Origin of the sequence: Haloarcula sp. CBA1131 (genome assembly GCF_008728975.1) — an archaeon.
Taxonomy (GTDB): domain Archaea; phylum Halobacteriota; class Halobacteria; order Halobacteriales; family Haloarculaceae; genus Haloarcula; species Haloarcula hispanica.
Genome location: NZ_RPCY01000001.1, coordinates 2,799,526 through 2,825,444 on the forward strand (window position 1 = coordinate 2,799,526; position 25,919 = coordinate 2,825,444).

The following is a 25,919-nucleotide window of genomic DNA, read 5'->3' on the forward strand; positions in this document are numbered from 1 at the left end:
GGCGGCGTCAGTCCCAGTCGACGTCGACGCGCCGGTCCGTCTCGCGGAGAATGAAGGGACCGATAGCGAGCGTTCGTTTGGTTATCGTGACGATACGGAGGATGTACGATATCAGGACCGTGAACGGAAGCAGCGATGCTGTCGTCGTCACCGCGAGGAGCCACAACACGTCGGGGACGCCGGCCGTGACGCCGACGAAATCTTGCACATCGAGGAACAATAACGAGGTGATTGCGACGGTAAGCGCCGGGATAGCGACGTACAGCAATGTCCGGGAGAGGTCGGACAGTTCCCACTGAAAGTACAGCGTCTTGAAGTGTTCCCGGGCCAGGCCGAACAGTTCGAGCGTCTCGACGAGTTCCGCAAGCGAGTCGTCGATTTCGTCGGTGAGTTCGTCGGCGTAGGCCTCGCGGATGCGTCGACCGGCGTACAGCTTCCAGGAATAGTTGTAGTCCAGCGCGGCCTTGACGACGTCGAACTCGCCGAAGGTCCCGTCTTCGAGCTGAGCGGTGACGCTGTCGGCGTTGGTCAGCACGTCCGCCAGATAGTTCGACAGCAACGCCGCCAGGTCGTCATCGAGCGCCGCCTCCTCGGCGGCGTTCCGAGCATTCTCGGCCCGTTCGGCGGTCCCGCGGACCAGCGACCGGAGGAACGCCGAGGGCTCTGCCGGACTGACTGGCGTGTCGACGGCGTCGGCCACGTCGGCGCGGAACTGCATCGACCCGTCCATCCGCTCGCGCTGATCGCCCACTGCACCGAGTTCCTGTGACAGGACGAGCTGGTTCAGTGTCAGAACCAGCGTAACGGCGGTTACAGTCCCCGTAATCAGCGCCTGAAACAGCGTTTCGACCGGGTCACCACGAGTCAACAGCGTCAATGCCGGTGTGGGATGCAAAAGTCCGACGGCGAGAATCCCACAGAACAGGACACCGGAGAGGAGGGCAGTGACGAGCCAGCGGTCCGCGTCGAGCAGGAGCCAGAGAAGTCGGGTGTCACCGGTGGCGCGCTCCCGCATGGTATCGCTCGACGCTCCACTGTCAGTGGTCATACAGGTCGGCTCGCCCGCCGGGGATAAAAGGGCGTGCCTGGCAGATGCCAGAAAGCCAGTACACCGTCGGTGAGAATCGGCCGAACGAACTGCAGCTATCGGCCGGCGAGGAACGTCACAGCGGTCCGCTGCTGCTCGACCTCGGTTTCGAGGTGGTCGCGGAACTCGGCGATATCGATGTCCTTCTCCTCGCGTTCCTTGCGGTCCCGGACCGAGATGGTCCCGGCCTCTTCCTCGTTGTCGCCGATGACACACATGTAGGGCACGCGGTCGTCGTGGGCCTGCTGGATCTTCTTGCCGACCGTCCAGGAGCGGTCCTCGATGGTGACCCGGAAGTCATCGAGTTCGTCCTGAATCTCCTCGCAGTAGGCGATATTGTCGTCGCTGACCGGCAGCAGGCGGATCTGCTCGGGTGCGAGCCACGGCGGGAACTTCCCGTTGTAGTGCTCAGTCAGCACCATGAAGAAGCGCTCGTAGGAGCCATACAGCGCGCGATGGATCATCACCGGGCGGTGCTCCTCGTTGTCCTCGCCGGTGTAGGAGAGGTCGAACCGCTCGGGCATGTTGAAGTCCAGCTGGACGGTGGGGCCGTCCCAGTGCCGCCCCAGCGCGTCCTCGAACGCGAAGTCGATCTTCGGGCCGTAGAACGCGCCGTCGCCTTCCTCGACGACGTAGTCGATGTCCTGCTCGTCGAGGACGGCTTCGAGCTGGGACTCGGCTTTCTCCCAGATTTCGTCGCCGCCGACGGACTTCTCGGGCCGGGTGGCGAACTGGACGGTGTAGTCGAGGTTGAACGTGTCGAGCGTGTCGAGGATGATGTCGACCGTCGCCAGCACCTCCTCCTCTATCTGGTCCGGCCGGACGAACAGGTGGCCGTCGTCGATGGTAAAGGCCCACGTCCGGGAGAGCCCGGAGAGTTCGCCGCGCTGCTCCTTGCGGTACACCTTCCCGTCCTCGAAGTACCGTACCGGCAGGTCCCGATAGCTCCAGGAATTCTGCTCGAAGATAGTGGCGTGGCCCGGGCAGTTCATCGGCTTCAGGCCGTACTCCTCGTCGTTGACGTCGAGCAGGAACATGTCGTCGACGTAGTTCTCGTAGTGGCCCGACTTCTTCCACAGTTCAGTGCGGAAGACGTGGGGCGTCTCGACCTCGTCGTAGCCGGCGTCGCGGTTGAGGCCGGCGACGTAGTCCGACAGCTCGTTGAGGATCTTCTTGCCGTTGGGTTCGTACAGCGGCAGGCCCGGCCCGGTCGTCTCGTCGATGGAGAACAGGTCCATCTCCTGGCCGATCTTGCGGTGGTCGCGCTCCTCGGCCTTGCGGCGCTGTTCGAGGAATTCGTCGAGCGCGTCCTGCGTGGGGAAGGCGGTCCCGTACACGCGGGTCAGCGTCTCGTTGTCCTCCTCGCCGCGCCAGAAGGCAGCCGAGATTTCGAGCAGGGCGAAGCCACCGATTTCGCCGGTCGATTCGACGTGCGGACCCTGACAGAGGTCTTCGAACTCGCCCTGCGTGTAGAAGGAGACTTCTTCGTCGTCCGCGGCCTCAGTTTCGAGGATGTCCTGTTTGAACTGATTGTCCTCGTAGCGCTCGAAGGCGTCGTCGCGGTCGACAAGTTCGCGTTCGATGTCGAGGTCCTCCTCGATGATCTCCTCGGCTTCGGCCTCGATGGCTTCGAGGTCGTCCTCGTCGATGTCGACGCCGGTGATGTCGTAGTAGAACCCGTTGTCGGTCCACGGCCCGATTGTGAGCTTCGCGTCGGAGTAGAGGCGCTGCAGGGCCTGTGCGAAGACGTGGGCAGCGGAGTGACGAAGCACATCGAGATACTCGTCACTGCTCTCGGTGACGATTTCGAGTTCGACGTCCGCTGTCAACGGCGCGTGTTTGTCGACAAGTTCGCCGTCGACAACGCCGGCGACCGTGTCGTCACCCAGCCCTGGCCCGATTTCGTAGGCGACATCCTCGACCGTGCTGCCGCGTTCGACCTCTAGTGGGGTCCCGTCGGGCAGCGTGACCGTGACCGTACTCATATCCGAGGATACGACGGCGGCCGGGGATAAGTGTATTGAGACGCGGGCGACGCTGGCGTTACTCTGGCAACAGCGGGTCCGAGTCCTCGTCGATAGCGTCGGCCGCCGGCAGGTCAGACTGGGCTGGCGGCCGCGCCGCACTCGCCCGTTCCAGCGATGAAAACGTCGATTCGTCTTCCCCTTCGAGCATGGTGAGCCGGTCCCTGACAGTGACCGTCTCCCCGTCGGCTGTGTGCGGCGTCACGCACCTGAGCTTCGCTCCGTCGTACTCGGCTAATAGTTGGATCGGGAACACGAGCGCGCGGTACTGCTCTCCCGTTATTTCCGAATCTACCGACCGCACCCGGAACGCTGGGTCGAGTGAACAGTCGTTTCGTTTTGCCCACTCCTGAAAGACGCTAACTCGGTTGAGTGCGAATAGCCCGAGCTCAGTCCGTGCCTCCGCTGGTGTGGACGGGATCTGCCGGCCAATTACCTGAACGGCAATATCTGACAGAACGTCAGCGTCCGACAGTCCCTGAAGCCGGTCGATGACCGCAGCCTGTTGCTGCGTGTGCCCGTCGGGCAGGAGTGAACGAACGTACAGTTCTGCCCGTGTCTCGTCTGGCTGCGTGCTCCCCTGCATCGTATAGAAATTAATGGACAGCGACCGGCAAAAGTATTCCTGTTGACAAATAATGGTTAGAACGATTATACACTGAACGACGGAAGGTGAATCAACGGTTTCACCGTCGGTTGGACAGCCACGGACCGCGTCAACGTGATAGGGAGTACTATGTGGGCACAGTTCGCATGAGAAGCCGGATATGTACGATTCGGTGCTCGTAGCCACAGACGGCAGTTCGGGTACGACGGAGACGCTCGCACACGCCACCTCTATCGCGCGCGACAACGACGCGACCCTCCACGGCCTGTACGTCGTGGACAAGCGGCTGTACGTCGCGGCCGACAAGTCCAATCAGGACGAAGTGCGGCAGTCGCTGGAGGAAGAGGGGGACGTCGCGCTCGACGACATCGTGGTCAGCGGCGAGGAGTCCGGCGTCGAGGTCGTCACGACCATGGAAGAGGGCATTCCCCACAAGACGATTACCGACTACGCCGAGGAGGAAGACATCGACCTCATCGTGATGGGGACCCACGGTCGAACCGGACGGGACCGGGTCGCCAATCTCGGGAGCGTCACCGAGCGCGTCGTGCAGAGCGCGCCCGTCCCCGTCCTCGTGGTCCACATCGAATAGCTCAGGTAGGGGTGCCGGTCGTAGCGTGGACGTGTTCGGCGGCGGAGAGACCACCAGTAACACCCCGTTCTGACCGGTATCTTTTCGAGTCGCCGACACGATGGGAGCAGTATGGACAGCCGAGAGTACGCGTTCGAGGGAGCCACGCCGAACATCCACGGATACGCCCACGTCAGCCGCGAGGCGACGCTGGTGGGCGACGTCACTGTCGGCCCGAACGCGAACGTCTGGCCCGGCGTCGTGTTGCGCGGCGACGTGGCGCCCGTCGAGGTGGGCCGTGAATCGGCGATCGGTGACGGGGCTATCGTCCACGCATCGACCGTCGGCAAGAAGGTGATGGTCGGCCACGGAGCCGTCCTCAACGACGCAGCGGTCAAGGACGGGGCGCTCGTTGGCTTCAACTCGACAGTCAGCGACGCCACCATCGGCGAGGGCTCCATCGTCGCGATGGGGACGGTCGTCCCGCCGGGCTACGAGGTTCCTGCGGAGTCGTTCGTCCGTGGGAGCCCGGCCACGGTGACACCGCTGTCAGAGACAACAATCGACCCGAACGAGGTGTTCGAGGCGTTCAGCTCCGGCGATTACGCCAACCTCGCGGCCCGCCACGAGGATCTCTTCGAGTAACACCGGGTATCAACGCTGGAGACACACGACGGGTCACTTATAGTGGAAGAGCCCACACAGTACCGAGCATGGACGATATCGTCGACCTGGTGACCCGGTCGCTCGCCGACGACACTGCCGCCGAGTTCACTGAGCGGGTCGACGAACAGGCGATGCAGCTCCGGAGAGCCATCGAGGCCGGGGAGTTCGACAACGAAGCGTTCTCCGTCGGCCTGGAGATCGAACTGTACGCCATCAACGCGGAGCCGGACCCACCCGAGCCAGACGAGGAAGCAGACGACGAGGGAGTCGCCGAAGAAGACCTCGACGACGACCTGAGCGGATCGGGCGGGGCGGCCTGGAGCGGCTCACTCGACGCGACGGCGGAGCCAGAAGGCGGCGGTGGCGCATCGCTGGAACCAAACGGTGACGGCCCGTCGCTGGAGCCAGACGAGAGCGACCCGCTAGAATCCGCCGGCGGTGAGTCATTGGACCAGAACGCCGGCGAAACCGCTGCCGAGTCCGAGGATTCGTTCGGTCCCGGGGAAGGACCGTCACTCGACATCGACCCGGACAGCCCGCTGGCCGAGGACGAACCGGAGACGCCAGAGGAGGAGGCCGAACCGGCCGTCGAGTCGTCGGTCGAGGAAGAAAGTGACGAGCCGTACATGGACCCCGAAGACTGGGAGGGGCGGCTGACCCGCCTGCCCGACGTGGTGTTCGAGGGCGAGGCCAACAAGGAACTGGGCCTGCACAACGCCGAGGTCAACACCGAACCGAACAGCTTCGACCAGACCGGGATGGAGGTCCAGACGACGGCGGTGGAGATGCAGACGAAACAGGCCCGCCAGCAGGCGAGCAAGCACAACTGCGAACTCGTCCTCGACGCGATGTGGACCATCCCGCCCGAGGAGGGCAGCGAGCAGTACCTCTCGGCGCACGAGACGAACGACGGCGTCGTCCTCGCGGACAACATGCGGCAGGCTCCCAGATACGTGGCGCTGGACAACGAGGCGCTGGACCACGCCGGCGGCAGTATCGACTTCGACGTGCCGGGGTACAGCGGGTCGTTCCCGACGATTCTGTTCGAGTCGCTGGCCACCTCGATCCAGCCACACCTTCAGGTTCCGGATGCCGAGGCGTTCCCCGAGTACTACAACGCCGCGATACGGACGCTCGGACCGCTGCTCGCGCTATCGGTGAACTCGCCGTTCCTCCCCGCGGACATGTACGGCGACACCGACGGCGAGTGGCTCTGTGACAACACCAATCACGAACTCCGCATCGCGGCCTTCGAGCAGTCGGTCAACACCAGCGAGAACCCGAAAGTCCGGGTCCCGCGGGACCTCGACGACACGACGGACGTTGTCGGCCGCGTCGTCGACGACGACCTGTTCGCGCCGTTCCTGCGGGAGTTCCTGCACGACGACGAGCGAACGGCGTTCGAAGACGAGTTCTGGGAGTTCGACCACAAGCGCGGGACCTACTGGCGCTGGCTCCGCTGTGTCGTCGGCGGCGCGGCCGTCGACGGGGCAAGCACTGAAAAGTCGCTTCGCATCGAGTACCGCCCGCTGCCGACCCAGCCCCACGCCAAAGACATGATCGGACTGCAGGCGCTGACGGTCGGTCTCATCCGCGGGCTGGTCGTCGCCGACCATCCCGCCGCGGAACTGCCCTGGCAGGAGGCCAGGCGGAGCTTCTACAGCGCCGCGCAGGACGGCTCTGACGCCGACCTCTCGTGGGTGACAGCCGAGGGCGAGCGAACAGCCGACCACGACGAGATCTACGACGAAATCTTCGAGTACGCCCGTCTGGGGCTGGCCGAGCAGGGCGTGCCCGAGGCTCGCATCGGCGAGTATCTCGACCCGATTGAAGCCCGCTACGAGGCCGGCATGACCCCGAGCGACTGGAAGATCGACCGGGTTCGACAGTCCCTCGATTCCGGCGACGACCTCTCGACGGCCATCCAGTCGATGCAGCGGGACTACATCGAGGCGAGCCGCGAGCACCACTCCTTCGACGAGTGGGTGTAAGCGGCCAGTCTCATGGCGGCAAGAAGTCGGGATCGCCCTGCCGGATGGCGGGTATTTATTCGGATGACGCCGTTATATTCGGGTGATGGTATCCACAGGCGACACAGCGCCGGACATCTCGGCGACAATCGCGAACGGTGAGGTAGCGGACTTCGAACTGAGCGACCACCTGGGCGACGGGCCGGTCGTGCTCGCCTTCTTCCCAGGCGCGTTCACGCCGCCGTGCTCCAACGAGATGGTGGCCCTGCAGGAGCACCTCGGGGACTTCCACGACGCCGGCGCGACGGTGCTCGGCCTCAGCGCCGACTCGGCGTTCTCGCTGAACTCCTTCCGCGACGAGCACGGTCTGGAGTTCGACCTGGTCAGCGACATGGGCCGGTCGGCGATTCAGGACTACGACCTCGAAATTGACATCGAAGACCTCGGGCTGCTCGGCGTCGCGAACCGCGCCGTGTTCGTCGTTGACGACGACGGCGAAGTCTCCTATAGCTGGGTCGCCGACGACCCGACCAACGAGCCGGACTACGACGAACTGCTGGACGCCGTCGAGTCGGCGTAAACGGGCCACATAATACTCCGAACGGAATTTTTATCGGTACTGTCTCACAGCTACGCGTCTCGCGTCCGCCGAACGCCGGTGCCGGCCGACACCGCAGCGAGGTCGAACACGGCACCGTCAAGCGGCACGCCGGCGTAGGGGTCCGATGCCAACAGGAGCGCTCCGTCGAGGTCGACGTAGTCGACAAGCGGCGCGAGGTGGACCGCCGCGGCAATGCTGGCGTTTGACTCGACCATGCAGCCGAGCATCGAGTCGAGACCGTGCGCGTCGGCGGCGTTGAGCAGTCGGGTTGCGGGCCGGAGCCCGCCGCATTTGACCAGTTTGGCGTTGACGATGTCGCAGGCGTCGGCGACCCGTGGCACGTCCGACGCGGTGACGCAGGACTCATCGGCAGCGACGGGGATATCGGTCGCGTCAGTCACACGGCGGAGGCCGTCGATGTCGTCGGCTTCGACCGGCTGTTCCAGCATCGTGACGCCGGCGTCGGCGAGCCACGCAGTCTTATCGATAGCCTCCCCGGCGGTCCAGGCGGCGTTGGCGTCGACGCGTACCTCGGCGTCGGGGGCCGCGTCCCGGACCGCGTCCAGTCGCGCCCGGTCGTCGTCGGTTCCGAGTTTGACCTTCAGGTGGCCGAAGCCGTTGCCCGCCGCTTTCCTGGCCTTCTCGGCCATCCGCTCGGGCGAGTCGATGCCGACCGTATAGGTCGTCGGCGGGACAGCGTCAGGGTCGAGTCCCCACTGGCGGTACAGCGGCAGGTCCAGGCTTCGAGCGGCGAGGTCGTGGACGGCGATGGAGAGTGCCATCCGGGCAGCAGGCTGATTCGGCGCTTGCTCGCCGAGTTCTCGTTCAATATGCTGCTGGGCGTGCGGGTCGCCGATGCGGGCGACGGTCTCACAGAGCGAGGGCAGCGTTTCGGCCACTGACTGCGCGCTCTCGTCGTAGTACGCCGACGGCGTGACAGCCCCGATGCCGGTGGTTCCCTCGTGGGTGAGTTCGACCACGACGGTCTCGCTGGTCTCGCTGGTCTCCCGCGAGATGCCGAACGGGTTCGACAGCGGCAGGTCGTGGCGGTCGACAGTCCAGTTCATAGGATGGCGTCCAGCACCTCGTCGGGGACGCCGTGGCGGACGGGGTCCGTCGCCGGTGCGCCGAGGGATTCGCTGTACCCCGCGACAGCATCCGCGGCCTCGCTGTCGTCGAGATGGCGCGTGTTCAGCATCCCCGCGACGACTGACGCGTCCGAGATAGGCGCGGCCAGCCGCTCGTAGATGTCGACGTACTCGGGGAGCGGTGGAATGTCGAAGGACTCGTAGCCGTGAATCGCCTCGCGGCCGGCCTCGTGGCACATGACGAGCGCGTCGGGAGCCGACCCGTGGAGGATGCTCGTCGTCACGCCCGAATAGGCCGGGTGGGCAAGCGCGCCCTGACCCTCGACCACGAGGAGGTCCGCCGCCTGTGCCGCTTCGACCAGTCGCTCGACAGCGCCGGCGGCGTAGTCGGCGATGACGCGGTCGACGACGATGCCCCGGCCGGAGATGGCGATGCCGGTCTGACCGGTCGGGACGACGGCGGCGTCGAGGCCGCGCTCCCGCGCCGCGTCGCGAATTTCGAACGATGCGGTCATCTTCCCCGTCGAGCAGTCGGTGCCGACGGTCGTCACGACCATCGCGTCCACGTCGCCGGCGGTCCCCGCCGCCACAGTCAGGTCCTCAGGTGGCTTTCGGAGGTCGTGCAGTTCGGCGTCGTGTTCCGCGGCGAGGCGGGCGAACTCCTCGTCGTCGGCCAGGAAGTAGTGCAGTCCCGAGTACACGTCACAGCCGCGTTCGAGCGCCGTTCGCACGTCAGCGCGCCAGAACTCGTCGAACTCGCCGCCGATGGGCGAGATGCCGATGACGAGCGCGTCGACGTCGGGTGCGTCGGCCATCGACGCGACGATTGGGGCGTCCTGTACGTCCGGCAGCGAGTCGTGGACGCGCTGGCCGGCCCGCTCGCGGTCGACGAGTGCTCGTACTTCCCGGTCACCGTACCGCAACAGCCCGACGGCCGTTTTGGCTCGGTCGGGGAAGGCGTCGTGTGTTAAGATGGCTACGGCCATGGCCGGACAGAATCACCGCCCCGCGAAAAAGCTACGGAACCGGCACCGAGGGTGCCGGAATGAACAGGGCCCAAACTACGGCACGCGCAACCGAACGGTCCACAGTGACCGGACGGCATCGTCAAGTGCTGTGTCGGGCTCCCCAGTCGCGTCGACCGGTTTCATCGCCGTCGAAAGGTCCTCGAACTCGTGGATAACCGACCCCTCGCCGACGACGTACAGCCGGTCGGGGGACACCTCCTCGATAGCGGCCCGGCAGCGGTCAAGATGGGAGTCGATCTGCTGGTCCCGGAGCCGCTCGAACCGGCTCTGTGAGAAGCCGCCCTTGGAGTGCTGGCTCTTTAGCTCCGAGTCGAAGCCGTGGAAGGCAGTCTGCTCCCGGCCGTCGTACTCGCCCAGGGCGAACAGGTCGGAACGGACTAGCGCGACGACGTGCTTGCCGGTGGGCTCGAACCACGACCGCTCCAGTCGAACGGCGTCGGCCCACTCGGTGAACGGCGACGGCGGCGCGGGGACGGACAGACACGCCGACAGAAGGCCTGCGTCATCCGTAACAGCCAGGCACGGCGCGGCGCTGGCGACCAGCGACGCGCGGTCGCCGAAGGCATCCCGGACCGGGCCTGGCAGGGAGTGCTCCCCGTCGACGTAGGCAGTAAAGACGCCTTCCGGCTCCGTCTCGAAGGACTCCAGCCGGTCGAGGACCTCACTCAGCCGCGACCTGCTGAGCGTCTCCTCGGCCCGGAACGTCGATTCGCCTTCTTCGTCCTGCAACCGCTCGACGCGGTCTTGGAGTTCGGCGACGCGGTCCTCCAGCCGGTTGACCTCGGCCTCGGCCCGCTGGCGCTCGGTCGCTGCGTCGGCGCGGCGTTCCTTCTCGGCGTCGAGCTGTCGTTCGAGGTGATGGTTCTCCTCTTCGAGTTCGGCCACCCGCTCTTTCAGCGACGCTCTGCCCAGCAACCGGTCAAGCATCGACTGGATGGCGGACGGGGACGGGCTTAAAAGTGACTTCCCGGACCGCCACTGCACCGAGGAGCCGTCAGTCAATCTGGCGTTTCGCTGTCATCACGCAGTGACGATATGATGAGTCGCTTGATGCCGCGTCGGAGGAGCCCACTGGCAGCCGGCTGAGAGATATCGAGATCCGCGGCGACATCGCTGAGGGTCGCGTTCCGCGGTTCTTCGAAATACCCTGTTTCGAATGCGACGAGGAGCGCCTCTCGCTGGCTATCGGTCAACCCGGCGTCGGTGTTCCCTAAACTGGCGTATTCGTTCACGCGCAGTAAATCGATATCAATCCCGTTCTGTTGTGCGTAGTCCCAGAGGTGAACCAGATCCGTTCGGTCGGGCATCCACACTGTCAGAATCCAGGCACTCCCGTCGTTCTCCATGTCGAGTATGACACCGTTCGCGGAGGAAATTACAGGTGAGAGGATTTTCGCTTCGTCCGTGTACTCGAAGCTGTAGATGGCCTCGTCGTCTCGGGTTTCGATGACTCGCTCGAATTCGCCGATGGTACTGTCGTTCCGTAATCCGTCTTCGAACTGCTGGAAATCGGACGATTCGATGTGATAGAAGAATTTCCCCGAGGTCGGGTCTGTTCCCGCCTCTGACACCGACCTGACTTTCGAACTGCGGTCGTGAGTAACGGTCTCCGTGAGCACGATGTCCGGGTGCTCGGCTCGGACGACCGCCGTGATATCGGTCATTGTTCTGTATCGTGGTTTGGTGCGCTAACGCGGACAAGTAGACGTTATAACGGTAGCCGTGCGGTAGCTTAACTGGGTCGGTTGGTCGTGGTTTCTGCGCACGGGACTGCGGTCAGGGTTTGCACGTCGATACGAGCCGGTCAGCCTGGGAGACCCGATCAGAAATCACCCCACTGTTCAGCACAGTCCCGCACATCGATGGTTCAGACGCGATGATTGAACAGCACGGCCCAGAGACGCTCGAACCAGCCGGCTTCGGACGACGGGGTGGTCCCTGCGGGGAGGTAGAATTTGGATTCCGTAGCTCTGTCCTGATCGTCTGCAAGGTTCCGCTGTGGCATCAGGTGAATAGTAGTCCCCTGACTGCATTGCTCTGTAGCTTAAGCGTATAACCTACTTATACCGGCCCGCGAGAAGTCGCTCGCTTTCTGCCCGCTCAGTGAAAACGGAGACTGTCATCAGAGCGGGGGTTCGACGACCTCAGACCGCGGTATCGGGCAGTGTCGGCGTCCCCTCGGAGATAGAGAGCAGTTGTGCGGCGTGGTCCGCTTTCGCCAGGAACACTTCTTCGAGGCTGGGCGGGTTCCGGACGTTGGCGTTTTCAAGCATCGATTCGGGCACGACGAGTGTGTCTGCCGGGACCTGTTCGTCCCCGTGGACGGCGAAGTGCTGGGAACCGAGCTTCATTACAAGCGGATAGTCTGTGCGTTCGACCCCCTCGCCGGAGGCGTACAACTGTTCGTTCACTCGTTCGTGCTGCTCGCGACACATCGCGGCCGCCGCGTCGTCTCTCGGTTCGACGTAGAGACGGCCGAGGTAGTATCCGCGCGAAAACTGTTCGAACATCGGTGCAACTGAATGTGTGTCAGTGACACACATAAGTGTTCGCCGGCAACCTTTTGCCGTCGTGCAAACAGCGCGGACTCAGTGGGTGGACGACGCGGTGTCGGCTCCTGTCCGACAGGGCTATGCCACGGCCGGCCCCGAGTCGACCTATGAGCGAGCAGCGGGGGCCGTTGCCACGTCGATATGCGCGGTACTATCTGGAACAGACGCCGAGTCTCGTGTGGCTGCTGGTCGTCAACGCCGTCGCGATGCTCGTCGGCGTCCGGTTCTACGTCGAAACGATGCCCGACATGTCGACGTTTCTCTGGCCACTTTATGCCGATTCACCGGCTGCGCTATTCTTGATGACGTTATCGGTAGCTACCCTTCTGCCGTTCCTCGGTAAGTCACTCGACGAGGTTCCGCTGACGGTGCCGCTCGCGTACCTCCACACCGTTGCGCTGGTCTGGCTGATCAAGATGGGGCTGTGGACCGTCGTGGCGTTAAACATCGGCTTCGACGCCTACTTCCCGGCTCCGTGGGCGTATTTCGGCATCATCGTTACCCACCTCGGCTTCGTTGCCGAGGGACTGCTGGTCCCGCACTACGCCCGCACGACGAAAGGTGCGCTCGTGACTGCGCTGGTGCTGGCACTCGGTAACGACATACTCGATTACGGCTTCGGCTATCATCCGCCGTTGCGGTACGACCCAGGCCTCGTGTTACCGCTCGCCACCGTCGCGCTCTCGGTGCTGTCGGTAGCGATCGCCTGGCGGCTACTGCCGATGGTCGAACCGGTGCAGAAGACAGCTTAAACGCTCTTGGACTATCTACGATTGTTTCAAGCATCTGTGAACGACACGAACGAAGGCGTTTCTTTTTGATGTGGGAGGGCAGAAGTAGGGATAGGAATGAGCCCACGCCAGGCCACGCTCCTCACAGTGCTGGTCATCCTCGGGACTGTCGCTGTCGGCCTCCCGGCCGTGACAGCGCAGGAGACCGCGACGGAGACAGTGGCCACGCAGAACGACTCTACTAGCGGGATGGGGACGCAACTCACGGCGTTCCTCCAGTCGAACTCTGCCGCCGCGAACGACACGGTCGAGAACGGGATGTGGCGGTCGGCATACAACCAATCGAACGGAACTGAACGAGCCGAACTGGTCACGGAGCGAGCTGGCTCGCTCGAACGCCGGCTCGAACGGCTTCAGGAGCGCAACGACACGCTTGAACAGCGATACGAGAACGGAAACATCAGTGAGCAGGCGTACATAGCTCAGCAGAGCCGCCTCACGGCGGAGATCGCGGGCCTACAGACCGCGATTAACGACACCGACACGGCCGCCGAACAGACCGGTGTGAACGACACCGCACTGGAGCGGCTGAAACAGAACGCAAGCAAGCTCTCCGGCCAGCAGGTCTCGTCGATTGCTCGCGGCATCGCCGGACCACCAGAGACCGCCGGCCCAGGTGAGCAGGGACCACCGGACGACGCCGGAGTCAATCGAAGTGAGCAGGGACCGCCGGACGATGTTGGGACCAACCAGAGCGAACAGGGACCACCAGCCAACACGTCCGAACGGGGTGCAAACCAGAGTGAACAGGGACCGCCTGCTGACGCCCCCGGACAACAACGAAACGAGAGCGACCAGGGGCCACCGGACGACGGGCCTGACGACAGCGGAAACGAAACCGGGGAGTCCACACAGGGAAACGGGGCTGAACAGGGCAACGACAGAGGCAACGGGAATGGGGACGGCAATGACAGCGGCGACAATACCGCAGGAGACGACAGCGGTTCAGATGAAGCCGACAGTGGTGGGGAGGATGATTCAGCCGGTACATCGGACTCGGACGACAGTGCTGACGACAGTTCCGATGGCTCTGACGGAAGTTCTGGCAGTGACGGTGCTGACGACAGTTCCGATGACTCTGACGGGAGTTCTGGCAGTGACGGTGCTGACGACAGTTCCGATGACTCTGACGGGAGTTCTGGCAGTGACGGTGCTGAGGACACCTCTGATAGTAACGGTGCTGATGATTCTGGCGGCGCGTCCGGCGGTAACAACGGCGACGCGAATAACGGCGGAAACGATAACGGGCAAGGGAACAGTGGCGGACAGGGCGGTAATGGCGGAAGCGGCCAGGGGAACGGGAACAGCGGCTCACAGAGCATGTCGTGGATTGACCTGCTAACGTAGCCGGGAGACACCAGTAAACCGCCCGACGAGAGTCATGCTTTTGAACCGTGACCCGCTACCTACGTATCGATGGACTCCGCCGAGTTACTCAATCTCCTTGGAAACGCCAACCGCCGGCGGATTCTCAAACTCCTCGCACACAAGCCCTGCTACGTCACCGAAATCAGCGAATACATCGGCGTCAGCCCGAAAGCGGTCATCGACCACCTCCAGAAGCTCGAAGACGCCGGGCTCGTCGATTCCCGGACGGACGACCAGCGCCGGAAGTACTTCTCTATCGCCCGGAATCTCCGCCTGGAAGTCCGAGTCTCTCCCTACGAGTTCGGTACCAAGAGCGCCTACCCGGCAAACCCCGAGTTCGAGATGCCCTCCTGTCGCCATCTCTCGATAGACGTGGGGTCCACGTCCGACGGGGATTTTCACGACTTGGCGCGGGAACTGGAGCATCTCCAGCAGCTAGAGAACGAACTGTCGCTGGCCCAGCGATGGGTGCAGGCCCGCATGACCGACGTACGGGACCGCATCGACTCCGGCTTCGCGAACGGCGACGGACGACTGTACGCAGAACTGGTCAGCGGGCTCGCAAACGGTATCGATACCGTTCCGGCGCTGGCCCGAGAGATCGAGGCCCCGCCGGAAATCGTCGAGGAAGCGCTCACTCGGCTTGCAGAGGACGACGTGGTCGAACGGACCGACGACGGCTGGGAAATCGTCTGAACAGAACAGTAGTTCAAACAGCGGACCGTCTCAGTCCGCTTTCGACCCGTACGAACTCGGAACCTCGACCGACAGCTGTTCCGAGAGCAGGTACGTCACAGACCCGACAGCGGCCAGTCCGATCGGGAGTGCGATGTACGCCGGGACACCGTAGCCGGCCATCAGGAACAGCCCGGTTGCGACGATGCCGGCCAGCACTGCGTAGGGAATCTGGGTGTTCACATGGTCGACGTGGTCGCTCGCGGCGAACATACTCGACATCACCGTCGTGTCGGAGATGGGCGAGCAGTGGTCGCCGAACAGCGCACCGGTCAGGATCGCCGCGATGGCCGGTGCCAGCGGCGCGCCGAGCGCGTGTCCGAGCGGGATCGCGACCGGGAACAGAATACCCATCGTCCCCCATGACGTGCCGATGCTGAAGCTGATTATGACGGCGCTGAGAAAAATGATAGCGGGCAGCATCCCGGCCGTAATAATCCCCTCACTGATGGCGACGACGTAGGGGCCGACACCCAGTGCCTGGCTCACAGCGCCGATAGACCACGCGAGCGAGAGCACCGCGACGGGGAACATCACCATTTTGAACCCCTCGAAGATGGCGTCGCTCACTTCGTCGACCGCGATGCGTGCGTGCCCGACCAGAATTGTTAGAATGACCAGACAGGCCGAAAACGAGGCCCAGACGATGGCGTCCGCGGTGGCCGCGTTCGACAGTGCGTCGGTGAGACTGCGCCCGGCGAACCCGCCGCCGGAGTAATACAGCGAGAACCCGGTCACCCCCACGAGTGCGGCGATCGGCGCGGCGAAGTACCACCACCGCGGGTCGACGTGGTCGGGCGTCACGATATCGTCCTCCTGTGTTTCCATCAGCGGGTCCGCGTTGTCGCCGAGGACTTTCCCCTCCTCTCTGGCTCTGCGTTCGGCCTTCGCCATCGGGCCGAAGTCCAGGTCCGCGATGACGATAATAAAGACCATTGCGAGCGCAAGGAGACTGTAGAACCGATAGGGAATCGATTCGAGGAACAGCAGGAACGCGCTTCGGTCCACCCCGATTGTGGTCAGTTGCTCGGCGATGAGTCCGACTTCGAACCCGAGCCACGTCGAGACGACTGATATCGACGCGGTCGGTGCAGTGGTGGAGTCGAGGATATACGCCAACTTCTCGCGACTGATGTCGAACTTGTCGGTGATCGGGCGCATGACCGACCCGGTAATCATCGTCGAGGCGTACGAGTCGACGAAGATGGTCATTCCCAGTAGCGACGTGCCAAGCGCCGCCTGCCGGCGGGTCCGAATGCGCTTGACCATCTGTGACGCCAGCGCGTTCATCCCGCCGGAGAGGAAGATCATCCCCAGCATTGCCCCGATGAGGAACGTAAACAGTAGCAGTTTGACGTTGAACGGTTCGGTCACGTTATCCACGACGAACTGGAGGCTCCGGGCGGCTCCGGCGGCCGGATTCCAGCCAACCAGTACCGTCGCACCGATCCAGATACCTGCAAACAGCGAGAGGAGTACTTGGCGAGTGAACAGCGTCAGTACAATGGCGAGCATCGCCGGAAACAGGCTGATGAGCCCGTATGTCTCTGGTGCCATGCGTTCTATTTCTGGGATTACATACGAGATTTATAAGCGTTATCAACCTGAGATACTAGGTGTGAAAACCCAGAAGACGGAATATCTACCCAGAACTAGCACTTTATTCTGGACATATGCCGTTATATTGGGGTTGACTGACAAGACCGTGACAACCAAGATTACGTGACAAAGAGTTCATTCGCGTCGAAACTGCTACGGTCTGTCGCTCTCGTAAACAGGGGGTACCGACATCAGACATCGCTATAACTTGGCGGGAGAGTAGGATATACTGCATACGGAACGACGGGATCGTGAAATACAGTTTAGCGAGTGCAGCAGCCACGGCCCCGGTACTAACCGGAATATGCAGTCAGCGGAATCACAAGTCCTTCGTCAGCCCGCTCCGCAGGTCGCGGCCGAAGTAGTGCCCGACAAGCGCGAGCACGAGGCCGACCCCGCCAGCGATAGCGAACAGTCTGGTGCCGTTCAGTCCCGCGGCGAGCTGTGGGAGGAGGGACAGAACAGCCGTTGCGCCGCCGCTGACAGCGCCCGCCAGACCCAGTTCGGCGTATCGGCGCTCGCTGGCGAGCAGTCCGTAGACGAATCCGCCAAGCAGGATGCCGACCAGTTCGGTGAACGGGACGAGCGGTATCAGCCCGCCGAGCACCATCCCACCGCCGACCGCACCGAAGGCGAACAACAGCGCTCGGAGCGAAAAGTAGCTCCCACTGTCTTTGGTGGTGGAGTCGCTGACAGAAGACTCCGCATCGCGCGATTCCCCGACAGCGACGTCCGTCTCCGCTGACTCCGTCACGCCGACATCGACGCCGAGGTCACTGCCCGATTTTGCGTCCGCGTCGCGGGTCCGCTCCTCGGTTCGTTCGGCCATATAGAGTGTGTGACCGCGAGCAGTATGGTCCTTGTGGGGGCCGCCGGCAGTCAGGGATACAGTGGTGTGTCGCTCAGATACCGAGCCACTCGTCGTTGCGAACCGAGTAGCCGTTCGACCGGCAGAACTTCGCCGCCTGTCGGCGGACGTCGCGGGACCCGGGAAGCGTCTCTTTCTCGTGGATGCGCTCGATGATCCAGTCGGCGATGGCCCGAATACCCTCGTCGTCGTCATCCGCGTCGATAGCCCGCAGCTCCCGAAACGTCCGCTCGTAGCCGTCGCGCTGTGAGGCGCCAAAGGACGCGCTCTGGTGTTCGTCGGCGGCCTCGACGACGCGTTTCATCGCCCCGGCTACCGTCGGCCGCTGGACCCGCGTCCGGACCTCGGCCGGCGATTCGAAGGACTCGACCTCCGCATCGGGCAAGAGGTCCGCGACAGTGTACGTCCCGTCGGCCGACTCGATTTCGTGATCGCCGACCGTAGCGACCACGTCAGCCGCTGTCGCCGGGAATTCGAGCGATTCGAGTTCTGTCTCGAAGTACGCGAGTTCCGTCGGATCGACCGGCGGCTCGGGTTCGTCCGCCCGCTCAAGTTCCTCAGTGATAGCGCGCTCCCGCTGGCGGCGCTCCTCGTTTTGGGCCTGGGCTTCACGGCCGTTCTTGTTGTCTGCCATACTTGTTAGGAGAATGTCTAGTGGGATAACATTGTGGTCTGATAGCGTTTGTAACTCGCAGTAACGGACGTAGATATCCCGGACCAGAGCCGCGGCGAGCGCCCCAACCGCCGGCCGGTCGCCAGATCCGGCGCGTGGCTGAGAGCGCTCGCCGAAACGAGTGGGTTCAAGTCCCACCGGCGGAAAGTGCCGCGCATGAACGCAGGCGACCGGGTCCGCGTCGAGCGCGCGGCCCAGACCTACGAGGGCGTGGTGCTCCCGTCGAGTACGCCCGACCACCTCGTCGTCAAACTCGACGGCGGGTACAACGTCGGCATCGACCGAGAGGACGCGTCCGTCGACGTGCTGGAATCGGACGTGTACGACGTCGAGAGCGCACAAGACGAACAGAGCCAGTCCGCCATCGAGTTCGACGACGACCTCCCGACGGTCTCGCTGATCTCCACCGGCGGCACGATTGCCTCGACGGTCGACTACCGCACCGGCGCGGTGACGGCCCAGTTCGACGCCGAGGACGTGCTGCGGGCGGTGCCGGACCTAGCGGGGATGGCGAACTACCGCGGCCGCGTCGTCGCCAACATCCTCTCGGAGAACATGACCCCGGCGGTCTGGCAGGACCTCGCGCAGGCGGTCCACGAGGAGATCGAGGCCGGCGCGGACGGCATCGTCGTCATGCACGGCACCGACACGATGCAGTACTCCGCGTCGGCGCTGTCGTTCATGCTCGACACGCCGGTCCCCATCGTCTTTACGGGCAGCCAGCGCTCGGCGGACCGACCGTCCTCGGACAACGTGATGAACGCCGTCTCCGCCGTCGAGGCCGCCACGAGCGACTGCGCGGAGGTGCTGGTCTGTATGCACGCCGACGAGTCCGACGACCGCTGTGCGCTCCATCGCGGCACTCGCGTCCGGAAGAACCACACCTCGCGCCGGGACGCCTTCGAGACGGTCGGCGCGAAGCCGCTCGGCGAGGTCGATTACGACATCGACGGTGAGAGCACAGTTACGTTCCACCGCGAATACGCCGAACGGGACGCCGTCGACCTGGCGCTGCACGACGACATCGAGACAGACGTGGAACTCCTGAAGTTCTCCCCCGGAATGGACCCGTCGCTGCTAGAAGCCGCCGCCGAGGACAGCGAGGGCGTCGTCATCGAGGGAACCGGGCTCGGCCACGTCAACACCGACTGGATCGGGACCATCGAGAACCTGGACATCCCGCTTGTCATGACCAGCCAGTGCCTCGAAGGGCGGGTCTGTGACCGCGTCTACGACACCGGCCGGGACTTGCTCGACGCCGGCGTCATCGAGGGCGAGGACATGCTCCCCGGCACAGCGAAGGTCAAGCTCATGTGGGCGCTGGCAAACAGCGACGACGTTGCCGACGCCATGCAGGAACCCCTTGCCGGCGAGATTCAGCAGCGTTCGACGCCGTGGCTGTAGCACCGAACACGGTGTGGTAGCCTCGGCGGGACGGGCCGTTCCCGGCTGGCGAATCGACGCGACCCTTTTTTCACCGTCGCGGGAGAGTCTGCCCGTATGTCGCCGACTGTTCGGACGGCTCGTCACGACGACTACGACGATATCGTCGAACTGACAAGCGATGTCTGGGCCGACCGCGCGATGGCCGATTACATCCCCGACGTGTTCCGTGACTGGGTCGACGACGACGGCGCGGACCGGAAAACCCTCGTCGTCGATGTTGACGGTCACGCCGTCGGCCTCGCGCAGGCCGTCATGCTCACTGAGACCGAGGCGTGGTTTCAGGGCATGCGTATAGACTCGGACTACAGAGGGCAGGGATTGGGGTCGCTGCTGACCGACCACCTCATAGAATGGGCGGCCGATGCCGGCGCGTCAGTCGGCCGAAGCATGGTGTTTTCCTGGAACGAGGCCGGACTCGGGCAGTCGCTGGCTGCTGGCTTCGAGGCGGTCACGTCGTTCCGCTGGGTACACCCCGAGCCACGGGACGAGACGCCCGGGATGACTGTCGGAAACGACCCCGCGACAGCGTGGCGCTACTGGCAGGAGAGCGACGGACGAGACGTCCTGTCCGGGCTCGCGCTCGACAGCGGGGAGAGCTGGGCGCTCTCGACGCTGACGCGGGACACGCTCGACCGGCTGGCGACTGACCAGGCGGTCCTGACCGTCGGGGATAAGCCACGAGGCCTGGCGTGTCGCGTCCGGACGACCGAAGCTGACGGCGAACGGCTCGCGGAGTACGCTGTCGGGGTGTGGAGCGACGTCGACGCTGCGCGGGCGTTGTTCACTGCGATAGCCGCCGACGCAGCTACGCTCGGCGTTGACGGGACGCGGGTCCTCATCCCCGAGACACCGCGCCATGTGGCCCAGGCCGCGTACGCCAGCGGGAACATCGACGGCCGCCCGGACTTCGTGTTCGAGATAGACGGCCTCGGAGAGTTATCATAACCGATAACGCGGACGCAACACTCATTCAGATACACGCCCAGTCACCGATAGATGGATCTTGTTGGGAGTTCGCCGGCATTTCTCGTATACGTCGCGGCGTACGGCCTCGCGGCGGTCGGCTGCGGCGTCGGGCTCTACAGAGCGACTCGCATGGAAGATCCCGATACCCGCCGCGGGATGGTCGGACTCCTTCTCTGTAGCGGCGGCTGGGCGGCGCTGCAACTCGGGTTCCTGATCACGCCCGGGACGCTTGGATACGCGTTCTACCTCGGCAGCCTCATCGTCGGTCTCGCGACGGTCGGTGCGTGGCTGTACTTCTGTTCGGCGTACACCGGGCGGGCGTTCCACCGGAACCGACTATACCGTGTGGTCGCCGTGAGCGTGTACCTCGGTATCGTCACGGTGAAGCTGACCAATCCGCTTCACGGGCTCTATTTCGCCACGCAGTTCGTCTCTGAGCCGTTCCCGCATCTGGCAATCACACACGGCGTGTTTCACTGGGTGGTGACGGGACTCTCCTACGCGCTCGTCACCGTCGGCTTCTTCATGCTGTTCGAACTGTTCCTCGAAGCGGACTACGACACCCGTCCGCTGGGCGTTCTCGTCGGTGTCACGGCGATCCCGGCGGTCCTCGATATCGTCGGGTTCGTCACCGACATCCTGCTCGATATCAACCACGAGCCGCTCGGCGTCGCACTGTTCGCGTTCGGTGTCCTCTACGTGTACGACGAGGCGTTTCTCGCCGTGCAACTGACCGATGGCGTCGACGATGCTGTCGTATATCTCGACGATGACCGCTACATCAAGGAGTCTAACGGCGAGGCACAGCGGCTCTTCCCGGCGCTGGCCGGGAGCCGCGGGCAGCAGCTCGACACAGTGTTGCCGGCCGTCACTGAGATACTGCAAACGGACGAGCAGATTCTCGAACGGAACCGGAACGGCGGGACGGAGTACTACCTCGTCAGCGACACCTCGTTTTCGCTGGGGCAGGTTGACATCGGTCGGATGCTCGTGTTCACCGACGTGACCGAAAGCGAGCGACGTCGCCGCGAACTCGACCGACAGAACGAGCAGTTGGAGGGGTTCGCAACCGCGATCAGACACGAGCTTCTGAACACGCTCCAGATAATCACCGGCCGCGTCTCCGTCGCCGGAGACGCTCTAGACCGCGGCAAGGTCGGTCTGGCGAAAGAATCCCTCCAGTCGACGTCCGAGACAGCCGAGCGGATGTCCGAAATCGTGGACGGACTCGCGACGCTGGCCCGACACGGGCAGACAATCGACGAAACGACAGCTGTCGACCTCCAGCCGGTCATCGACGGAGCCTGGGACCGTGCCGACACGAACGGCCTCACGATGGCGGCCGACGTGGAGGGACAGATAATCGCCGATCCGACTCGATTGCGGGACCTCTTCGAGAGTGGGTTCACGTTCGCGGCCCACAACGACGCGTCGACGGTCACCGTCGAGCGAGAGGCCGACGAGATCGTCATCACCGACGACGGAACCCCGGCGGGCGAAACAGCGGCGGAGGCCTTTTTCGAGTACGGCGGTGCGATGCCGGACGCCGAAGCCGGGATGACGCTCCCGAACCTGCGGATGCTCGCCCGGACCCACGGCTGGGACGTGACGCTCGATACTGAGTATCAGGACGGCGTGCGAATCGTCATCTCGAACGTGACGGTGGCGGGCGCGCTGGAAAGCTGACACAGACGACAGGTCGTGCTATACGGATTGTCGAAGATTGTTTCGGGAGAGTGCCGGCTCCAAAGTCGACACATACCCGAAAACCGCTCCGACGAGCCGTATCAACCGCCGCTGACCGGCGGGAACAACGCCAGTTCCGTCTCCTCGTCGACTGCCGTCGCCAGCCCCTCACCGGCGGCGAACGGGTCCTCGCCGTCGACGAGCACCCGGACGTGGTCGGCCAACTCCTCGTTCTCGTCGAGCACCTCCTCGGCGAGCGCCGGTCGCGACGCGAGCAGCGCATCGAGCGCCGTTTCGACCGTGGCCTCGCCCTCGATATCGACGCTGACCGACTGGCCGTCGGCCGCGTCCCGGAGGTGTGCGAACAGTTTCCACTCCATAGCCGTACTCCGGGCGTCCGGCAAAAGAGGGTTCCGGACCGAGGTGTGTCCGGCCCGTTCAGGTGGACCGGGGAAGGGCAGCCGGCGACGGCGTGCATCCAGCAATAGGGAGGCCCGCCTCTCAGTTTGACTTCTCCGAGTCGTCACCAGCGCCCGATTCGTCGTCGACGCCGTCTCCGTCCTCGGCGGGCGCTTCGGAGTCCGCCGAGTCGCTGTCGTCGACCTCGTCCGCAGTCAGCTCGTCGTCCGCCCCGTCGATTCGCTCTTCCGGGTCCCACACTTCGACGGTGTCGTCGCCGTCGTCTGCCGGCAAGTCCTCGAACGCCTCGTCCGCAGTCAGCTCGTCGTCTGCGTCCTCCACATCGGCGTTCCGAAGCGCCGCCAGCGGGTCGTCGTCCGTGGGTTCGTCTCCGGTCTCGGTTGTCCCGTCGTCAGCGCCGATATCAGCCAGGCCAGCGTCAGCAGCAGTATCAGCCGCCCCATCCTCAGCGGCGGTGTCAGCCGGTTCACCGGCAGTGTCGGTGTCAGCTCTGTTTATCTCAGCGTCGGTGTCGGTCGTATCCTCGGCATCGGTCTCGGCCGCGTCGACATCCCCCGCGCTGTCGTGGGCATCGGCATCAGTCGTGTCGGCCGCTGGTTCAGCCGCCCCGTCAGTCTGCTCAGTTCCAGCAGCCGGGTCAGACGCGCCTGACTGGCCGTCCTCGTCAGCAGTATCGTCTTCCGACTCGTCCGTCACAGTCGCTGTCGTGGTCCCTTCCGTGGCTTGCTCCAGCCGCCGCAACGCGTCCGGCGTGGCGATTGCGTAGATAGTGTCGCCGGCCGCCAGCACACGCCCGCGAGACGGAATCGTCTCCGGTTGCTGGTCGTCGCGGGTAATCGCGACCACAGTGACTGCCAGACTGCCGACCGCCGCACCGTCGAGCGTGCTCCCCGGTTCGACGGTGGCGGTGCCCATCGTCTCGTCGGCCGCACGAAGCAGCGAGGCGAACTCCCGGTCGGAGCGGTCCTGCACCGGGAGCGTGACGAGCTTGTACTGCGTTTGCGGGTCGAGTTTCGGCGTGTCGGCGGCGTCGATAGCGACTGTCACCACGTCGTCGGCAACGCCCCGGAGTTCGCCGGTGAGCACGCGCTTCGCCGGCGCTTGCTCCCAGACCTGAACCAGATCGCCGGCGCTCGCGGCGTGGGCCGGATCGGCCTGGATGGCGACGGCGTTCGTCGAGGGCGGCAGCGTCGGGCCGATGCCGGCCGCCCGTGAGCCAACGGCGAGGTAGTCGACGTTGCCGTCGTCGGCCAGTTCGACGTCTACGTGGCCGACGCCGTAATCGGTCTTGAGGCGGACGACCAGGCGGTCCCGGAGTTCGTCTTTCGTCAGCCGCCGCGGGAAGAGAAAGCGCCGGTTCGCGAGCGCCTCTTTGGTCTCGTCTGGCATCGGGTCGTAACCGATGATGTCGTCGATATCCTCGGGCAGGCGAACGGACGTGACGCGGCCGACGGTCTGGACGATTTCGCTCACGTCGGCGTCGATGTTCCGGCCGCCGGTCGCGGCGAAGAGGTCGACGCCCAGTCGGTCCCCGATACGCATCCCGCCGTAGGCCCCGACGCCGCCGGCGAGGAACGCAGCGAGGTTCAACAGGACTGCACCGGCCGCCAGCACGTCCTCGCGCTGGGCGATGACCTCGCTGAGCGCCGTCGTCGCGCCGATAACGAGGACGACCGCGGTCAGGCCGAACAGGACCGCCAGCCCGGTCTGAATGCGTTCGCGGACGTACCAGCGATAGAAGACGGCGATAGCGCCCGCCGGCGTCGCGGCGAGCAGCGTGATGACGAGGAGCCAGACAACGCCCTCGACCAGCGCCCGCGACACCGTCCCCAGTTGCAGGTTCGCACCGACCTGTGCGAGCAGTGTCAGGCCGAGCGGCGTCATGCGACCGCCTCCGCGAAGGCGTCGAGGTCGGCGCGGCGGCCAATCGCGTACAGTTCGTCGCCGGCCTCGACAGCCGCGTCGCCGCGTGGCGCGACCTGCCAACCGTCCGCCGTCCGGATAGCGACGATGGCAACGTCGTAGACCTCCCGAACTTTGGCGTCCCGGAGCGTCGTCCTATCCAGCGGGCCGTCGGCGCGAACTGTGAGACGGCGAAACCGGCTTCCGGCCCGACGGAGCAGGGAGACAAGTTCGTACTCCCGATGGGTTCCGCGGGGTTCGACCACGACCTTTGGCTGAGCCGACCGCAGGAGTGGTTGCACGTCCGTCCGGGTCACGGCGACCGTGAGCCGGCCCTCGCCGCCGTCAGTCGTCGGTGCCTGTACCGGCGTTGGGGGCGTCTCGGAGTCAGCGATCTCCGGTTCCGTCGGCGTCTCGGCGGGCGTCTCGTCGGCCGACGGAGTCGACCGCGCGCTCACGACGGTCCCCCGGACCTGTGCGTCCTCAGTCAGCACCGTCACCTCGTCGTTGCGGGCCAGCCCGGTCGGCAACAGGGCGTCTACCGAGACGGCGTGGCGGTTGTCGCCCACACGCTTCGAGAGGCCGGAGAACGGCGGCGCGGCGACGACTGTCGCCCGCCCCTGCTCGTCTATCGAGACGGCAGCGTCGCCGAGGTCGAACTCCGATTTCAGGCGCTCCTCCATCCGGCGTTCGAGTTCGCCGATACGGAGGTCCGCCGGGAACCGCCACTCTTCGGTGCGTATCTCGGCCCGGAGTGGCTCCGAAAGCGGCGGATACCCTTCCATGTCGGCCACGTCGCCGACGACGCGGATACGAACCTCGTCGCGGCCACCGACAAATTCGGCCACGTCCGCCGAGAGTTTCTTCTCGCGTAGCCCCTGGAAAGAGAGCCGCTTCGGGAACTCCGCCCCGAGCTGGTCGCCCTTGCTGTGAGCGTACAGCGACACCATCCCGACGAGAACGATTGCAGTAATGATTCGCTCGGCGTTGGGGGCCTGCGTAATCGACTTGTCCGCCAGTGCCATGAGGCCCCCGCTGACGCCGGCAAGTGCGATTGCCAGCACGACAACACCGAACCCCGGCACGGTAATGCCGGTAAAGTACTTGAAACTGAACCCCAGCGCCCACGACACGAGCGCGGGAATCACTCCCACCAACAGCCCCAGATAGATCCCCATCAGCACCTCGACCGGGAGCGAAGCCATGTCCACATCCTGCGTGGCCGGTAGTAAATCGCTTCCGGCCCGCGGACAGTACATTTACACCCACCG

The 25,919-nt window shown here is 64.4% G+C and carries 25 protein-coding genes; 10 read left to right on the forward strand and 15 right to left on the reverse strand.

Annotation, left to right across the window (positions count from 1 at the left end):
- Nucleotides 1–7: 7 nt before the first annotated feature.
- The 3 genes from Har1131_RS14250 to Har1131_RS14260 form a co-directional block, all read right to left on the reverse strand.
- On the reverse strand, nt 8–1,048 hold the full coding sequence (locus tag Har1131_RS14250; RefSeq protein WP_014039641.1) for a hypothetical protein: 1,041 nt from the start codon (nt 1,046–1,048) through the stop codon (nt 8–10).
- A 95-nt stretch (nt 1,049–1,143) separates the two neighbouring features.
- Nucleotides 1,144–3,072 carry a threonine--tRNA ligase gene (gene thrS / locus Har1131_RS14255; RefSeq protein ID WP_151146941.1) on the reverse strand — a complete coding sequence of 643 codons (1,929 nt, stop codon included), beginning with the start codon at nt 3,070–3,072 and terminating at the stop codon, nt 1,144–1,146.
- 58 nt (nt 3,073–3,130) lie between these two features.
- Complete coding sequence (locus tag Har1131_RS14260) at nt 3,131–3,697, reverse strand: HTH domain-containing protein (protein ID WP_014039639.1); 567 nt, start codon at nt 3,695–3,697, stop codon at nt 3,131–3,133.
- Between the two features lie 181 nt (nt 3,698–3,878).
- Here Har1131_RS14260 and Har1131_RS14265 point away from each other — a divergent pair, with 181 nt between their 5' ends.
- The 4 genes from Har1131_RS14265 (at nt 3,879) to Har1131_RS14280 (ending at nt 7,505) form a co-directional block, all read left to right on the forward strand.
- Nucleotides 3,879–4,310, forward strand: a complete 432-nt coding sequence (locus Har1131_RS14265; RefSeq protein ID WP_151146944.1) for a universal stress protein — start codon at nt 3,879–3,881, stop codon at nt 4,308–4,310.
- 111 nt (nt 4,311–4,421) lie between these two features.
- On the forward strand, nt 4,422–4,934 hold the full coding sequence (locus Har1131_RS14270; RefSeq protein WP_151146949.1) for a gamma carbonic anhydrase family protein: 513 nt from the start codon (nt 4,422–4,424) through the stop codon (nt 4,932–4,934).
- 68 nt (nt 4,935–5,002) lie between these two features.
- The gene (locus tag Har1131_RS14275; RefSeq protein WP_151146952.1) at nt 5,003–6,946 is read left to right on the forward strand and encodes a hypothetical protein; all 1,944 of its coding nucleotides are present in this window, start codon (nt 5,003–5,005) and stop codon (nt 6,944–6,946) included.
- Between the two features lie 85 nt (nt 6,947–7,031).
- Complete coding sequence (locus Har1131_RS14280; protein ID WP_044951693.1) at nt 7,032–7,505, forward strand: peroxiredoxin; 474 nt, start codon at nt 7,032–7,034, stop codon at nt 7,503–7,505.
- Nucleotides 7,506–7,555: 50 nt separating this feature from the next.
- Here the strand turns inward: Har1131_RS14280 and Har1131_RS14285 are convergent, their stop codons facing one another.
- From Har1131_RS14285 to Har1131_RS14305, 6 genes are all read right to left on the reverse strand, one after another.
- Nucleotides 7,556–8,593, reverse strand: coding sequence for a dipeptide epimerase (locus Har1131_RS14285; RefSeq protein ID WP_064288264.1), 1,038 nt, complete (start codon nt 8,591–8,593; stop codon nt 7,556–7,558).
- Complete coding sequence (locus Har1131_RS14290; protein ID WP_151146955.1) at nt 8,590–9,600, reverse strand: DUF1611 domain-containing protein; 1,011 nt, start codon at nt 9,598–9,600, stop codon at nt 8,590–8,592. Before Har1131_RS14290 ends, Har1131_RS14285 begins: the two co-directional genes overlap by 4 nt.
- Nucleotides 9,601–9,675: 75 nt before the next feature.
- Nucleotides 9,676–10,569 carry a Vms1/Ankzf1 family peptidyl-tRNA hydrolase gene (locus Har1131_RS14295; RefSeq protein WP_151146958.1) on the reverse strand — a complete coding sequence of 298 codons (894 nt, stop codon included), beginning with the start codon at nt 10,567–10,569 and terminating at the stop codon, nt 9,676–9,678.
- A 71-nt stretch (nt 10,570–10,640) separates the two neighbouring features.
- Nucleotides 10,641–11,306, reverse strand: coding sequence for a helix-turn-helix domain-containing protein (locus tag Har1131_RS14300; RefSeq protein WP_008310652.1), 666 nt, complete (start codon nt 11,304–11,306; stop codon nt 10,641–10,643).
- A gap of 203 nt (nt 11,307–11,509) precedes the next feature.
- Nucleotides 11,510–11,647: a hypothetical protein gene (locus tag Har1131_RS21850; protein ID WP_191450608.1), complete on the reverse strand. Its 138-nt coding sequence runs from the start codon at nt 11,645–11,647 to the stop codon at nt 11,510–11,512.
- A 139-nt stretch (nt 11,648–11,786) separates the two neighbouring features.
- The gene (locus Har1131_RS14305; protein WP_151102947.1) at nt 11,787–12,152 is read right to left on the reverse strand and encodes a DUF5802 family protein; all 366 of its coding nucleotides are present in this window, start codon (nt 12,150–12,152) and stop codon (nt 11,787–11,789) included.
- A 149-nt stretch (nt 12,153–12,301) separates the two neighbouring features.
- Between Har1131_RS14305 and Har1131_RS14310 the strand changes: the two genes are divergently transcribed.
- From Har1131_RS14310 to Har1131_RS14320, 3 genes are all read left to right on the forward strand, one after another.
- Nucleotides 12,302–12,946, forward strand: a complete 645-nt coding sequence (locus Har1131_RS14310) for a DUF1405 domain-containing protein (protein ID WP_151146961.1) — start codon at nt 12,302–12,304, stop codon at nt 12,944–12,946.
- A 96-nt stretch (nt 12,947–13,042) separates the two neighbouring features.
- Entirely contained in the window at nt 13,043–14,332 is a 1,290-nt protein-coding gene (locus tag Har1131_RS14315) for a hypothetical protein (protein ID WP_151146964.1), read from the forward strand.
- A gap of 69 nt (nt 14,333–14,401) precedes the next feature.
- Nucleotides 14,402–15,049 carry a metalloregulator ArsR/SmtB family transcription factor gene (locus Har1131_RS14320; protein ID WP_014039629.1) on the forward strand — a complete coding sequence of 216 codons (648 nt, stop codon included), beginning with the start codon at nt 14,402–14,404 and terminating at the stop codon, nt 15,047–15,049.
- Between the two features lie 30 nt (nt 15,050–15,079).
- On the opposite strand, the gene Har1131_RS14325 is transcribed toward Har1131_RS14320, so the two are convergent.
- The 3 genes from Har1131_RS14325 to Har1131_RS14335 form a co-directional block, all read right to left on the reverse strand.
- Nucleotides 15,080–16,645: a Na+/H+ antiporter NhaC family protein gene (locus Har1131_RS14325; protein ID WP_014039628.1), complete on the reverse strand. Its 1,566-nt coding sequence runs from the start codon at nt 16,643–16,645 to the stop codon at nt 15,080–15,082.
- 361 nt (nt 16,646–17,006) lie between these two features.
- Nucleotides 17,007–17,516: a hypothetical protein gene (locus tag Har1131_RS14330; RefSeq protein WP_050037602.1), complete on the reverse strand. Its 510-nt coding sequence runs from the start codon at nt 17,514–17,516 to the stop codon at nt 17,007–17,009.
- A gap of 73 nt (nt 17,517–17,589) precedes the next feature.
- A complete protein-coding gene (locus Har1131_RS14335; RefSeq protein ID WP_050037601.1) occupies nt 17,590–18,189 on the reverse strand; it encodes a hypothetical protein in 600 nt (199 codons plus the stop codon).
- Nucleotides 18,190–18,384: 195 nt separating this feature from the next.
- Here Har1131_RS14335 and gatD point away from each other — a divergent pair, with 195 nt between their 5' ends.
- The 3 genes from gatD to Har1131_RS14350 all read left to right on the forward strand — a co-directional run bounded on the left by gatD (nt 18,385) and on the right by Har1131_RS14350 (nt 22,326).
- A complete protein-coding gene (gene gatD / locus Har1131_RS14340) occupies nt 18,385–19,632 on the forward strand; it encodes a Glu-tRNA(Gln) amidotransferase subunit GatD (RefSeq protein WP_014039625.1) in 1,248 nt (415 codons plus the stop codon).
- 96 nt (nt 19,633–19,728) lie between these two features.
- Nucleotides 19,729–20,619, forward strand: coding sequence for a GNAT family N-acetyltransferase (locus tag Har1131_RS14345; protein ID WP_014039624.1), 891 nt, complete (start codon nt 19,729–19,731; stop codon nt 20,617–20,619).
- 51 nt (nt 20,620–20,670) lie between these two features.
- Complete coding sequence (locus Har1131_RS14350; protein ID WP_151146967.1) at nt 20,671–22,326, forward strand: histidine kinase N-terminal 7TM domain-containing protein; 1,656 nt, start codon at nt 20,671–20,673, stop codon at nt 22,324–22,326.
- 101 nt (nt 22,327–22,427) lie between these two features.
- Here the strand turns inward: Har1131_RS14350 and Har1131_RS14355 are convergent, their stop codons facing one another.
- From Har1131_RS14355 to Har1131_RS14365, 3 genes are all read right to left on the reverse strand, one after another.
- Nucleotides 22,428–22,706: a ubiquitin-like small modifier protein 1 gene (locus Har1131_RS14355; RefSeq protein WP_014039622.1), complete on the reverse strand. Its 279-nt coding sequence runs from the start codon at nt 22,704–22,706 to the stop codon at nt 22,428–22,430.
- A 121-nt stretch (nt 22,707–22,827) separates the two neighbouring features.
- On the reverse strand, nt 22,828–24,630 hold the full coding sequence (locus Har1131_RS14360; protein ID WP_151146981.1) for a TrkA C-terminal domain-containing protein: 1,803 nt from the start codon (nt 24,628–24,630) through the stop codon (nt 22,828–22,830).
- Nucleotides 24,627–25,907 (reverse strand): potassium channel family protein, encoded by a 1,281-nt coding sequence (locus Har1131_RS14365; protein WP_023843136.1) that lies wholly within the window; start codon nt 25,905–25,907, stop codon nt 24,627–24,629. The genes Har1131_RS14360 and Har1131_RS14365 overlap by 4 nt, the downstream gene beginning before the upstream one ends.
- Nucleotides 25,908–25,919: the final 12 nt, after the last annotated feature.